This is a genomic window from Verrucomicrobiia bacterium (assembly GCA_026414565.1).
Lineage (GTDB): Bacteria > Verrucomicrobiota > Verrucomicrobiia > Limisphaerales > Fontisphaeraceae > Fontisphaera.
This window is the reverse complement of record JAOAIT010000041.1, coordinates 40604-54496: the sequence shown is the minus strand read 5'-3', so window position 1 is coordinate 54496 and position 13893 is coordinate 40604. Positions and strand designations below refer to the sequence as shown.

Genomic DNA, 13893 nt, shown 5'->3' with positions numbered 1-13893 from the left:
ACTTACAAGGCCGGAGCAATCACGTAACTCTCCCCCGCCTGGGTGGGGAAACTCCACACCGTCCCCAGCCGCACCGCGCGGAGGGTACGCCCGTCGCGGGTGGTCACCTGTGGCGCCCCGGCCAGCCGCAGCACACACGGATTGCCCAGCAGGCTGCGGATTTCCACCTGCTCCAACCGCCCCTCCCGCCAGGTCATGCGGCTGATCTCAAAACCGCCGCGCGCGCGCAGACCGCGGACCTCGCCCGCGGCCCAGGCTTTGGGCAGGGCCGGCAGCAAATGCAGCTCGTACACCGGCATCTGATGGACGCCGGTGATACCGGGGGCAGGCACGTGGCTTTGCAGCAGCATCTCCGCAATGCCCGCGCTGCCGCCAAAATTGCCATCAATTTGAAAGGGCGGATGCGCGCAAAACAGATTGCCATAGACACCGCCGCCCCCCGTCATGTTCACGCCTTCAAAGTCCACTACGCGGAGCAGGTTGCGCAGCAGTTTATGAGCCCGGTCGCCGTCATGAAGACGGGCCCAGAAATTAATCTTCCACGCCATGCTCCATCCCGTGCCGGCGTCGCCGCGGGCCTCAAGGGACTTGCGCGCCGCCGCCCACCACTCCGGGGTGGCCGCCGTGATTTGGGAGCCGGGATGCAGCGCAAATAGATGGGATACATGCCGGTGTTGCGGCTCGGCCTCACCATATTCCCGGGCCCATTCCAACAGGCGGCCATCACGGCCGATTTGCGGCCCCAGCAACTTGGCCTGGGCTTCGGACACCCGGCGCGGAAACTGATCCTTCACCCCCAGCACCCGCGCCGCGGCCAGGGCGTTGCGAAAGTTTTCCCAGATGATCTGCTGCTCCATGGCCGGTCCCATGCTCAGCGAGCCGCGCTGGCCGTCGGGGGTGATAAACACATTCTCCGGCGAATTGGCCGGTCCGCTCACCAGCCTGCCCGTCTCGGGTTGCGGCACCAGCCAGTCCAACGAAAACTCGGCGGCGGCACGCAGGGCGGGCCAGTCGCGTGTGAGCTGGGGGCGATCCCCCGTAAAGGCAAAGTGTTCCCACAAATGCGTGGCCAGCCAGGCCCCCCCTGCCGGAAACAAACCCCACCCCGGATGCTCGCCAGGGGCCGTGAACCCCCAGGGGTTGGCAATGGTGTGCACGGTCCAACCCGCCGCGTCGTAATGCACCCGGGCCGTCTTTGCGCCGGGCACGCTGAGAAAGCGGATAAAATCCAACAAGGGCACGTGGCACTCGGCCAGGTTGCCCACCAGCGCCGGCCAGTAATTCATCTGGACATTGATATTGGCGTGGTAATCGCCATTCCACGGGGTCTGAATTGTGTCCGCCCATAATCCCTGGAGGTTGGCCGGTAACGAGCCGGGCCGCGAGCTGCCCATGAGCAGATAACGGCCGTATTGAAAATACAGCACTGCCAAGCCAAGGTCTTCGCCTCCCTTACTGAAGGCGGCCAGCCGTTCATCCGTCGGCAACCGGGCGGCCTCACTGCGCCCGAGGTCCAAGCTGACCCGCCGGAACAGCGCCTGATGATCCTGAATGTGGGCGGCACGGAGCTCGGCGTAGGTTTTGCGGGCCGCCGCCTGGAGCTGGTTCTCTGTGGTTTTCAGGGGGTCAGGTCCGCGAAAGTTGCCATAGACCATTTGATAGTCCGTGGCCGCGGTCAGCAGCAACAGCACCTCCGTGGCCCCTTCCACCCGCAAGCGCTCTCCCTCGGCCGTCACACGGCCACCGACAGGGAGGAGCCGTAGGCGGGCGGCAAACTGCATGCCATTGGTGGCCCGGCCGTCAAACATCTGACCGCTCATGACCAGTTCATTGGAGGAAACCGCGCGGGTGACCGCCATTTCGGAACGGCGCAACGCCACAGTGAAAGACAACTGGTTTTGCTGATCCGCCCCCAACAGCATGACCAGTGCTTGGTCCGGATGACTGGCAAAGATTTCGCGGGTAAAGGTCACGTGCCCAAGCTGATAAGTGGTACGCGCCAGCCCTGTGTCCAAATCCAACTGCCGACGATAGGCGGAAGGCACCTGATTGGTGTCGCCGGCAAACTCAATCCACACATCGCCAAAGGTTTGATAGGAACCATAGGGCACCCGGGCGCCGCGCCCGTGGCCGGAACCCTTACCGGCGCAAATCAATTTCTGCACACCCAGCCGATCCGCTTCTGTTTGTTTGCCTTCGGCCAGCAGGCGGCGGATTTCCGGCAGCGCTTTCAAGGCCTCCGGGTTGTTGGGGTCCTCCGGGCCACCGGACCATAGACTGATTTCATTGAATTGCAGCCGCTCACGCCATACTCCGCCAAAGACCATCGCTCCCAGCCTGCCATTGCCGACCGGCAAGGCCCGCGTCCAGCGGGAGGCCGGCTGGCGATACCACAACAGGGTGTCCTCGGCGGCCGCCGCACCGCGCCCCGTCCACACCGCGGCTTGGAACAAAAGAATGATCGCAATACTCGACCTAAAGGCAGGTACTCGTTGCATGGTGGCGAGTTTAGCGCTGCCGACCGTACCGACAAGCTCCAACTCCCCCCCCGGGCCGCACCGGCGATAATTCCTGCTGCGCGAACGGGGAAAACAGCTACTTTTTGCTCCATGCGTGGTCCGACAAATCGCCTTGCGCCACCCTCAACCCGCTGGGTGCGGGCTTTGCTGAAGTGGTTTGCGCGGGAAGCCCGTCCCCTGCCCTGGCGACGCACCACCGATCCTTATGCGATTTGGATTTCGGAAGTCATGCTCCAACAAACGCAGGTGGCCATCGTCATTCCCTACTGGGAACGCTGGATGCGCGAGCTGCCCACGGTGCAGGCTCTGGCTGAGGCCTCCGCGCAAAAGGTGTTGAAACTTTGGGAAGGGCTGGGTTACTACCGCCGGGCCCGCCACCTGCAAGCCGCGGCACGGCAGCTCGTTGAGCAACATCAAGGTCAATTTCCCACCACGCCGGCCGGTTGGCTGGAGCTGCCCGGCGTTGGGCGTTACACCGCGGGCGCCGTGCTGAGCATTGCCTTCAATCAACCGGCGCCAATCCTCGATGGCAACGTGCAACGGGTGCTTTGCCGCTTTCACGGCTTCCACCAAAATCCAGGCACCGCCGCAGCCCAAAAGCAACTTTGGGCTTTGGCGGAAGCCTGGGTCCAACTGGCGGCGGAGAGCGGACAAAAAAAACCGCACTTGTTTCCACGCGCCTGCTCCGCCCTCAACCAGGCTCTGATGGAGCTGGGGGCCGTCATTTGCACTCCCCGGCAACCCCGTTGTGATGCCTGTCCGTTGCGCGGGGGCTGTTTTGCCTGCACGCATCAGCAAACACACCAACTGCCCGTCAGGGAGCGGCGGGCAGCGGTTATTAAACGGATTACCCTGGCCGCCGTGGTGGAAGCGGGAAATCAAATTTTGGTGCGGCAAAGACCCGCTGAGGGTGTCAATGGCAACTTGTGGGAATTTCCCGCCTACGAACTTCCGGCGGAAGCCAATGAAGGGGTAGATAAGGCCGCAGAACGACGGAGACTCGTTCAATGGCTACGCCGGAAGCTGGGCGTCACGGCCCACGACTTGCGCGCCGCTGGCACCTATCGGCATAACATCACATGCCATCGTTATGAGATGCGTGTCTGGCGGGCCAAGGCCCTGCCCCTGCCCCCAAGGGATGAGCGAGCCCGGTGGATCACCCGCACCGAACTGAACCGGCTGCCCATGCCCGCAGTGCACCGGCGTCTGGCCCGGGGGATCTAAAGACTTTTGCAAGCAGCCGCCGCTTGATGGGCGAGGCCGGCTGCTTGTAACTTTCAACCAACTGGTGGTTCTATTAAGATAAGAATGCGTAAGGCGGCAATTCTCAGACGGCTGAAATGAGCGTCCAACAAATGATGGAGAGGATATGAAGCTGCGCTGCATCACAGGTGCATGCCTGGCGCTGCTCTGGCCGGGCGTGGACGGCTGGGCGGCGGCGCCCGCTCCTACCGAGGCGCCTCGCCAATGGACTTTTTCCCTGCGCTGGGAGAACGACACCTTTGCGGGAGCGGATCGTTTTTATACCGACGGCATTGCCCTGTCCCTTTCCCACAGTGGCCGCAGTTGGCTGGATCCTCTGATGGACCGGCTGCCATGGGGCGAGGGGAGGCGGACGGTGAGTTACGAGCTGGGCCAGATCATGGTGACGCCCGCCGATACTTCCCTTGCCGTGCCTGACCCCAATGACCGGCCCTACGCCGGCCTGCTGTTTGCCGGGCTGTCGCTCCACGTGGAACGGGATCATCTCTACCACGGCCTCAAGTTGATCACGGGCGTGGTGGGGCCGTGGTCCCTGGCTGAGGAAACGCAAAAGTTCGTGCACGACCTGGTGGACAGCAAGCAGCCCCAAGGCTGGGAATACCAGCTCCGCAATGAACCCATTTTGAATCTGGTTTATGAGCACCGCCGCAAATATGCCCTGTGGGGTGAGTCCCGGGGGTTCAGCGTCGAGGCGCTTCCCATTGCCAACGCCATGCTGGGCAATGTGTTGATCCAGGGCCAGGTGGGCGCCCAGTTGCGCTTTGGTTATCGCGTTCCAGATGATTTTGGCACCACCCTCATGCGGGGCATGGTGCATTTGCCGCCGCCGCGGCAGCCCCGGGAAGCGGGCAGCCCCCGGTGGGGCGTGTATTGGTTTGGGGGAGGCAATGTGAACCTGGTGGCGCGGGACATCACCCTGGATGGCAATACCTGGCGCGACAGCCGCAGCGTGGACAAGGAATGGATGGTGCCGGTGGCCGAAGTGGGCATGGCCTTTTATTACCGGGGCGTTCAAGCTGCTTTCACCTACGTTTTCTGGGGCAAAGAATTCAAGGGGCAGAACAATTATACCGAATTCGGCGCCCTCACGCTCAGCTACAGTTTCTAATTAACGCCCTCCCTCCGCCCGGCCCGATGGATTTGCCGGCTTGACCCCGGCGGCATTTGGGATTACTTCGATGCCGTCATCACATGAAACCAGCGCTCATACTTCTATTGTCTTTGTGTGCAGGCCTGGCTGCGGCGTTTGGCGCCGAATACCATGTTGCCCCCGACGGCGACGACCAGGCACCGGGCACGCGAGCCAAGCCTTTCCGCACCATTCAACGCGCCGCCGCGGCCGCCCAGCCCGGGGATACGGTTACCGTCCATGCCGGCACGTACCGCGAGCGGATCAACCCGCCGCGGGGCGGCACCTCGGATCGCCAGCGCATTACCTTCCAGGCAGCAAAAGGGGAGCGCGTGGAAATTAAAGGCTCGGAGGTGATTAAAAACTGGGTGCGCGTCTCCAACGATGTCTGGAAAGTAACCCTGCCCAATGCTTTGTTTGGGGACTTTAACCCCTACCGCGATGTTATCCGCGGCGACTGGTTCAACCCCAAAGGCCGCGTGCATCATACCGGGGCGGTGTATTTGAACGGGGACTGGCTCATTGAAGCCGCGCAATTGGATGATTTGTTCCTGCCCGCCGGCGAGACCCCCGCCTGGTTGCAGCGTGCCCGCCAAGGTTATCTGCTCAATGTGGCCTGGTTTCGGCCTGTGCCCAACCAGGGGGCCGGTGACTGCGTGCCTGCCACCCGCTACAGCGCCAAAAAAGGCACGCAAAACGCCCCCTGCAGCGAGGGTGGGGACTGCGTGGGTTTTATTGAGCATGGGCACTGGCTGCGTTTTGACAACGTGGACTTTGGCGCCCGCACCGAAAGCCTCGAAGTGCGCGGGGCTTCCGCGGCGCAAGGGGGCCTCATTGAATTCCATTTAGACCGCCCTGACGGCCCGCAGGTGGGGCGCGTTGTCATCCCCCACACCGGCGACTGGCAGGGCTGGGAGACCTTCACGGCGCGCGTCCTGCCGCTGAGCGGCCGCCAGACGGTGTACTTCGTCTTCAAAGGTCTGCAGCCCGCCCCCCTGTCGGCCCCGTTGTGGTTTGGGCAGGTAAATGAAACGCACACCACCCTGTTTGCGCAGTTTCCGCGCGTCAATCCCAACGAGGAGCTGGTGGAAATCAATGTGCGGCGCACAGTATTTTACCCTGACCAACCGGGACGCAACTACATCACGGTGCGAGGGTTTGTCATGCGTCATGCCGCCACTCCCTGGGCGCCGCCCACTGCCGAGCAGGTGGGGCTGATTGGCACCCACTGGAGCAAGGGCTGGATTATAGAAAACAACATCATCAGCCATTCCATCTGCTCCGGCATCGCCCTGGGCAAACACGGCGACAAGTATGATAATACATCTGCCGATACGGCCGAAGGTTACGTAGAAACCATCAAACGCGCCCATGCGCATCCCATCCCCTGGACGCGTGAACATATTGGCCATCACGTGGTGCGCAGCAACCACATCTCGCATTGTGAGCAGACCGCCATTGTGGGCAGCCTGGGCTCCGCTTTTTGCACGGTGACTGACAATGTCATTCATGACATTCATGTCCGCGAGCTGTTCACGGGCGCCGAAATGGCCGGGATCAAATTTCATGGCGCCATTGATACGGTCATCCGCCGCAATCACATCTACCGCACCTGCCGCGGCCTGTGGCTGGACTGGATGGCCCAGGGCACGCGAGTGACCCAAAATCTGTTCCACGACAACGCCTGGGAGGATGTGTTCATGGAGGTGAATCACGGGCCTTTCCTGGTGGACAACAACATCTTTTTGTCCAATCGCAATCTGCTCGACATGTCTGAAGGGGGAGCCTATGTGCACAATCTTTTTAGTGGCCACATCAGCAACCGGCCGGAGCCTTCCCGCGACACGCCTTACCACCGCAACCATACTACGGCCGTGGCGGGGCTGGCTAAAACCACCGGCGGCGACAACCGGTTTTACAACAACATCTTCGTCGGCCCCGGCCAAATCACGCCCCCGGAGCGCCGCGGCAACCTCAAGGAGCTGCGCTGGGTTGTCAGCCACGGTTTGTGGGGGTACGACGGACGCGAATTTCCCACGTACGCCGCCGGCAACGTATATTTGCACGGCGCAGAGCCAACGCAGGCCGAGAAATATCCGCTGGTGCTGACGAATCTAAATCCGCATTTGAAGTTGGAAGAGCAACAGGGACGCTTCTTCCTGCATTTTGCCCCCGGTTCGGCATTGGCCCGTGCGGGAGCAGGTTTGGTAAGCTCGGAATTATTGGGCCGCGCCAGGGTCCCTAATGAACCGTATGTCAATCCCGACGGCTCACCTTTGAAGATTGACGTGGACTATTTTGGCAAAAAGCGCAGCCCTTCCTCCCCCACGCCCGGCCCCTTTGAGAAGCCCGGCGGCGGCCCGCTGCGGTTACGGGTTTGGTGAGAAACGGACAGCCCACCGAGGGGCACTGGAATCAAGGCTTGCTGGCAAGCGCCGCCGGGGCGGCATTGGTGGCCGGCGCGGCGGGCTTGGCCAGCGTCAGCAAATAATCGCCCAGGGCTTTGATTTCATCTTCCGTCCCCACCAGGGGCGGCATGTAGCGCCGGTATGGCTCGCCGTTTTCGTGGAGAATTTTCAGGACGTTGCCGATGGACTCCCGGTTGCGCCCGGCCAGGAGGCGTTCCATGGAGCGATAGGCATCGCGGGTGTGGCAGCTCATGCACTGGCCGCGAAACATGGCTTCACCCACCGCCAGGGCCGGTGGGAGAGCAGGATCCTGCCGCACCCATGGGCTGTTTTTTAGGTAGCCTTCTTTGTTGTATTTCTCGACCCATTTGACCCGCACGCCGTTGGAGTACATGTGTTGCCCCACCACGTAAGGCTTGCGCAGGGTTTCCCGGGTGTACTCGCCCGCGCCGGTGGCCACCAGGCCAAGCAACAAGACCGCCACCGCGTGGCTGAAGGTAAAATCCTTGGGTGACCGCCATGCCAGGAAGTACACCACCAGCACAATGGTGGCCGAGGCCATGATGATGACCAGTCCCACACGAGTCACCTGGGTGAACGCGCCCGAGCCGATGGTGGAGATGCCCAGCTTGAGCAGCTCGCGCTGCGTCTCCGGCACCGCCAGCAGGTACCACACCATGACCAGCGGCATCAGGAAAAAGGAGGGAATGAGCCACTTGGCGCTCCACCGCACCAGCTCCGTCTTCAAGTTTCCGTGAGTCTCCCCGTCCAGACGGCTGCACGTCACCAACGCCCAGATACCGGCCAGGGAGACACAAACCAGCGTGCGCAAGACGAGGCTGGGCCAGTAGGTGGGGTTAAAGAAGGCCTGCCAGAAAAAGTCCGCCTCGCGGCCGGTCAGGGCGTGATTGAGCCAGGCCTGTCCCGGGGTGAGCATGAAAGTGAGGATGCCGTTGATGATGACCAACGTCAAAAAGGAGGCCACGGCATAAAGCCAGCCCACTTTCAGGTGCAATTCGTTGGAAATGCGGCCGTAGGTGTAGTAATAGACGGCTGCCGTGGTCAGCTCGACCATGAAGAACACCCATTCAATGGCCCAGCCGAAAACGAAATTGTGAATGAGCGTGCTGGTGGCCTCAGGGTGCGCCAGGCCGATGGCAAACCAGATACCCACGCCGGAGGCCGCGCCAAAAACGCCGGTCAGGATCAGGAAGAATTTGGCGTGGCCGCGCAGAATCTCCAGCCAGTCCTGACGGTTTTCGCGCAGGGCCTTGCGTTCAGCGAGCACCAGGTAAAAGCCGCCGCCGACGGCGAAATGCGAGATCATGACGTGGAAGATCGCAATGAGGCCGATCACCCACCCGCTGCCGATGTGTGGCACATCCCAAAATGGATAATTCATAATACGCTCCAGAGGTTAGTGGCCTTTGCCATAGACGCCCCAATAGCCCAGGATGGTGGTGAGAGTGAGAATGAACACCACCAACAGGCCAAACCAGGTGGCCTGGCGGGCGCGTTTTCCGTTGCGGCTGTCGGGGTCAAAAAAGGGAATCAGCATCCACAGCACCAATCCCAAGGTAAAGATGCCCATGCTCAAGGCCAGTCCCCAGGTGCCCTGGAAAAGTTCCAGCACATAAAACATGCTCATGAAATACCATTCCGGATGAATGCCCGGCGGAGGGGCCTTGGTGGGATCGGCCTGCTCGCCCAACTGCCAGGGGAACAAGGCGGCGAGCACGGCGAGCACGTTCAGCGCGATGAGCCACATGGCCAGATCCTTGGCGAGAAAATTCGGGAAAAACGGCATCGAGCGCCGCTGCTCCGCGGGTTTGGCCTCCTCGGAGGGTGGCAGGGCGTTGCCATGTTTCTGCACCAGCCACAAGTGAAAGCCCAGCAACGGCAGGAAAAGCAGCGGGAGAATCACCACATGCAGGGCAAAGAAACGCTGTACCGTGAATTCGTTCACCTCGAGGCCGCCCCGCAAAAGGCTGGCAATCTTGGGGCCAATCCAGGGGATTTTCTCCGGCATTTCTAGGCCAATTTTGGTGGCAAAAAAGGCCAGCTCGTCCATGGGCAGCAGGTAACCGCTGAACCCAAACAACATGGTCATGAGCAGCAGCGCCAGGCCGCTCCACCAACCGAATTCGCGCGGCTTGCGGTAAGCCTTCATGAAAAAGACGCTGAACATGTGCACAAAGATGGCCACCAACATCAGATTGGCCGCCCAGGAATGGGTGCTGCGGATGAGCCAGCCAAAATTGATGTCGTAGGTGATTTGCCGGACCGAGTCATACGCCTCCGGCCCGGGGCGGTAATAGACCAGCAGCAAGACGCCGGTGAAGAGCTGGACCATGAAGAAAAACAAGGAAATGCCGCCCCAATAATACCAGAAGGTATGCTTGTGGACCGGCACTGTTTTGTGGCGGGCAAACTCCAGCAGCTCCTCCAGCCCCAGGCGTTCATCCAACCAACCGTAAAGTGCAGCCATGCGAGATTTCATAGTGCGGCTCCTCAGCTCTTGGATACCACCACGCCAGATTCCGACACCTTGACCTGATACACCTGCAGGGGGCGCGGCGGCGGGCCGCCAGTGTTGGCCCCACTTTTGGCATCGTAAATGCCGCCATGGCACTCGCAAAAAATGCGGTTGTGGTGCGGCTCGTATTTCACGGTGCAGCCCAGATGCGTGCACTTGGCATTGAAGGCGCTCCAGGTGCCATCCTCATGGTGGATTAACAAAGCCGTGAACGGCCCAAACTTGAACATCAACGCACTCTTGCGCGGCAGTTTGTGCGCCTCGGGCAACGTTACTTCTGTCACTGCCGCCTGGGCTTCGGCCCGTTCCACGGGGGAGGCCAGGTAGCGATAAACCGGATAACCGATGGCGGCCAAATAACAAAGTCCCACCCCGCCCATGGCGGCACCGATGAAAACGCGCCGGTCCACGGCCTCGCCCGAGGCCCCCGGCGTGGCGGCCATGGAGGGGTTGTCCGCTGGAAAATCCTTGGAGGAACTCATACGTTCACCTTTTCAGTTACAGGTTTGGCCCGCAACACCACGGAAATGAGCCAGCCCACCAGCGCCAGCCCGATGACAAAAGTGACAAAGAACAGAATTAGCACCCCCCAATTCACATGGGTGGCCCGCTGCCACAAGTCCACCCCTTGAATGGCGAAGCCCTTGGCCGCCAGGCTCAGATCGCGAATGCCGTCCCGCACCACCGTCATGCCACCGATGCACACCACCGCGCCCACCGCAGCAAGTGTGCCCGCCAGGCGCGACAGGGGCCGCGCCAGCAGACTCCACAGGCCCGCAGCCAAAATCAACACCAGCCCCAACATCCAGCCGATTTGCGCGCCCTGCATCAGACCGGACTGGCTCAACCCCTGCCGGACGGCCTCGGGTTGCGCGCGCAAAACCCACAGGCCCAGAAGCGCCAGGGCCAGCCCGCCCACCGCAGCCAAGGCCCCGCCGCGCACCGCCAGATAATTGCGCGCCTCGTCGGCGATGTTGCGGTTGGCGGCCAGCCAGATCATCCACAGGCCTGCCACCGCAAAGCCGCCCGTCAGCATGTACAACCAGCGCGGCATCAAGGTGGGATCATGCGGCGGTAACAGGGTGCCGTGGGCGCTGGTGGAATACATGGAGACCCACACGTCCGGCCGCAGCATAAGGGTCATGTTGGTGGAGTAGATTTTGGCAATCATGCCCGCCATGAGCCATGCCAGCAGGGCGCCCATCCAGCCCGCCTGCCCCGCCTGGGCACGCCCCGCAAAGCGATACAGCAGCCAGTAACTGCCCATGAGCAGGAAGATGACGGCTATCCACCAGGCCCCAATGAGGACGCTGCTGGTGTACAAGGCCCGTCCATAAAGCACCTGGGCAAAAAGGAGGGGGGGCACCCCCAAATTGATGACATAGGTCATCACGATCGGCAGGCGTTTGGCCAGCGCCGCCCCGGCGGTCAGCCGCGCCCCCGCCAGCGGGCCGCCGCGGGTGCCCAGGAAATTAAGCCAGGCCGCCACCAGCAGGCCGCCCAGCAGCATCTCCACGGTGACGAAGTGCAGGGCCAGCGTCAGGATGTGCAGCAGTTTGAAGAGCCACACCGGCGCGGGCAGCGGGATGGGATCCATGGCGGGAATGGCATTCATCATAGGACAAAGGAGGAAGGGCTGGCCCAAAAGGCCACCAAGTTAGGCCGACGAATCATGCGCATTGGGCGATTAGTCATTTGCATGACGTTGCGGCAAATATAATAACATTTTAGCCAACGCAAAAATATTATTAAGATTTTAGCTTTACTAATAAATACAATTTTATTTGCTTCTTGAGCCGACGACACGCCGGCCCCGCCTATGCACACCCATCAAAGACATCCCATCGTTTATGCCCGGCCCACCGCCGGCAGCCCCAAAAAGTTCAAGGCATTTGTAAAACAAATGTTCTGCACCAGCGGCCCCAGCAGGGCATCGTCATCGGGCAGCTCGCCGTTTTCCACATCCCGCCCCAGCAGGTTGCACAGCGTGCGCCGGAAATACTCATGGCGCGGGTAGCTCATGAAGGAGCGCGAGTCGGTCAACATCCCGATGAAACGGGAGAGGAGTCCCAGGTTGGACAAGGCATTGAGCTGCCATTCCATGCCCTCCTTCTGATCGAGGAACCACCACCCGCTGCCCCACTGGATCTTGCCGGGGACGCTGCCGTCCTGGAAGTTGCCGATCATGGTGCCGAAGACGTAGTTGGCCGCAGGATTGAGGTTGTACAGCACCATCTTGGGCAGGCGGTTTTCCTGGTCCAGGCGGTCCAGATAATTGGCCAAGGCGCGCGCCTGGGGCCAGTCGCCGATGGAATCGAAACCGGTATCGGGGCCGAGCTGGCGGAAGAGGCGGGTGTTGTTATTGCGCTGGGCGCCAATGTGCAACTGTTTGGTCCAGCCCTTCTCGGCATCCCAGTAACCGAACTGGAGCATCATAAAGCTGGCAAACTGGAATTGCTCCTCCAGGGTCACAGGACGCCCGGCACGGGCTTTGGCAAAGATGGCCGCGGCGCGGCGCTCGGCGATGAAAGCATCGTAGCACCGCTCCAGGCCGTGGTCCGACAGGCGGCCCCCCAGGGCGTGGAAAAAGTCGTGACGCTTTTTCAGAGCCGTCAAGAGGCCGTCCAGATTGCGGATGTCGGTGTTACTGACCTTTTCCAGTTGCGCCAGCCATGGCTGGAGCACGTCGGGCCGGTGCACCATGAGCGCCTTGTCCGGACGGAAGGTGGGATACACCTTGCAGGGGAGGCTGGTGCGGGCCAGGGCCTGATGATAGCGCAAATCATCCGCCGGGTCGTCGGTGGTGCAAACCGCCACCACTTTGAACTTTTGCAAAATGCCCTGCGCGGAAAATTCCGGCCGGGCGAGCTGTGCGTTGGCCCGCTGCCAGATTTTGGGGGCGGTGGTCTCATCCAGCAGCTCGCGAATGCCGAAATAACGGCGCAGCTCCAGGTGTGTCCAATGATAGAGCGGATTGCGCAGGGTATGCGGGACGGTCTTCGCCCAGGCGAGGAATTTTTCGTAGGGGGGAGCATCGCCCGTAATCAACCGCTCCGGCACGCCATTGGCGCGCATGGCACGCCATTTGTAGTGGTCGCCCTCCAGCCAGATTTCAAACAGGTTCTGAAACTGGCGGTTCTCGGCCACGTCCTTGGGGGGCAGATGACAGTGGTAGTCGAGGATGGGCTGCGGCGCGGCGAATTCGTGATAAAGCCGCCGGGCCGTTTTGGTCTGTAACAGGAAATCGTCAGTGATGAAGGACATAAGTCAAGCGGTGTCCCTGGCGCATGGGGCGCGGCCCTCAGCGCGAGTGCTTGAGCAACCACTCGTACAATTTGGGATTCGCGTAGGTTTCCGTCCACGAATCGTGCTGGGCTTCGGGATAAACCGTCAACTCGACTTCCTGACAACCGGCGCGCTTGAAGGCCCCCACCATGCGCTCGGATTCCGAGAGCGGGACCACGGGATCCTTGGCGCCGTGAAAAGCCCAGATGCCCAAGTTTTTTAAGGCCTCGCGCCGTTTGGGGGGGGCCAAGAGGACATCAATGACCTCGCCCCCGCCGCAGATGGGGGCCACGGCGGCAAAGCGCTCCGGGTACAACGAGGCCAGGCTCCAGGAGCCAAAGCCGCCCATGCTCAGGCCGGTGAGATAAATGCGGTTGGTATCCACGGCGTAGTGAAAGCAGACATGGTCCAGCAGCCGGATCAATTCCTCGGGCCGCCAGCGTTCGTCTGTGGGGCATTGCGGGGAAACCACAATAAAGGGGAAGTTGGTGCCCTGACGGATGAGCTTGGGGGGGCCGTGTACGGCGACTTTATTCAGGTCCGAGCCCCGCTCGCCGGCGCCATGCAGGAAAAGCAACAACGGCCAGCGCCGGGCGGCATCCTCCGTGTAGTCCTTGGGCAGGTACAGGAGGTATTGGAGGTGAACTTCGCGGGTGATGGTGGCCGCAAAACGTTGCGGGGTTTGCGTGCCAGCCTTCTGGGCTTGAGCGGTGCGGGGTGCCATAATTAAAACTGCGGCCATCAGCGCGGGCC

At 61.4% G+C, this 13893-nt stretch carries 10 protein-coding genes; 3 read left to right on the top strand and 7 right to left on the bottom strand.

Going from position 1 to position 13893, the window contains the following annotated elements; all coding sequences use genetic code 11:
• Window positions 1–2: 2 nt before the first annotated feature.
• Window positions 3–2498: a glycoside hydrolase family 95 protein gene (locus tag N3J91_09540; protein ID MCX8156673.1), complete on the bottom strand. Its 2496-nt coding sequence runs from the start codon at window positions 2496–2498 to the stop codon at window positions 3–5.
• 111 nt (window positions 2499–2609) lie between these two features.
• On the opposite strand from N3J91_09540, the gene mutY reads away from it, so the two are divergent.
• From mutY to N3J91_09525, 3 genes are all read left to right on the top strand, one after another.
• Window positions 2610–3743, top strand: a complete 1134-nt coding sequence (gene mutY, locus N3J91_09535; protein ID MCX8156672.1) for an A/G-specific adenine glycosylase — start codon at window positions 2610–2612, stop codon at window positions 3741–3743.
• A 145-nt stretch (window positions 3744–3888) separates the two neighbouring features.
• A complete protein-coding gene (locus tag N3J91_09530; GenBank protein ID MCX8156671.1) occupies window positions 3889–4890 on the top strand; it encodes a lipid A deacylase LpxR family protein in 1002 nt (333 codons plus the stop codon).
• Between the two features lie 83 nt (window positions 4891–4973).
• Window positions 4974–7295: a carbohydrate-binding protein gene (locus N3J91_09525; GenBank protein ID MCX8156670.1), complete on the top strand. Its 2322-nt coding sequence runs from the start codon at window positions 4974–4976 to the stop codon at window positions 7293–7295.
• Between the two features lie 31 nt (window positions 7296–7326).
• Here the strand turns inward: N3J91_09525 and N3J91_09520 are convergent, their stop codons facing one another.
• The 6 genes from N3J91_09520 to N3J91_09495 all read right to left on the bottom strand — a co-directional run bounded on the left by N3J91_09520 (window position 7327) and on the right by N3J91_09495 (window position 13864).
• Entirely contained in the window at window positions 7327–8721 is a 1395-nt protein-coding gene (locus N3J91_09520; GenBank protein MCX8156669.1) for a cytochrome ubiquinol oxidase subunit I, read from the bottom strand.
• A gap of 15 nt (window positions 8722–8736) precedes the next feature.
• Complete coding sequence (locus N3J91_09515) at window positions 8737–9807, bottom strand: cytochrome bc complex cytochrome b subunit (GenBank protein MCX8156668.1); 1071 nt, start codon at window positions 9805–9807, stop codon at window positions 8737–8739.
• Window positions 9808–9830: 23 nt separating this feature from the next.
• Window positions 9831–10337, bottom strand: coding sequence for a Rieske (2Fe-2S) protein (locus N3J91_09510; GenBank protein MCX8156667.1), 507 nt, complete (start codon window positions 10335–10337; stop codon window positions 9831–9833).
• Window positions 10334–11473, bottom strand: a complete 1140-nt coding sequence (locus tag N3J91_09505) for a hypothetical protein (protein MCX8156666.1) — start codon at window positions 11471–11473, stop codon at window positions 10334–10336. Before N3J91_09505 ends, N3J91_09510 begins: the two co-directional genes overlap by 4 nt.
• Window positions 11474–11703: 230 nt before the next feature.
• On the bottom strand, window positions 11704–13119 hold the full coding sequence (gene uxaC / locus N3J91_09500) for a glucuronate isomerase (GenBank protein ID MCX8156665.1): 1416 nt from the start codon (window positions 13117–13119) through the stop codon (window positions 11704–11706).
• Window positions 13120–13156: 37 nt separating this feature from the next.
• Window positions 13157–13864 (bottom strand): prolyl oligopeptidase family serine peptidase, encoded by a 708-nt coding sequence (locus N3J91_09495; protein MCX8156664.1) that lies wholly within the window; start codon window positions 13862–13864, stop codon window positions 13157–13159.
• Window positions 13865–13893 lie beyond the last annotated feature (29 nt).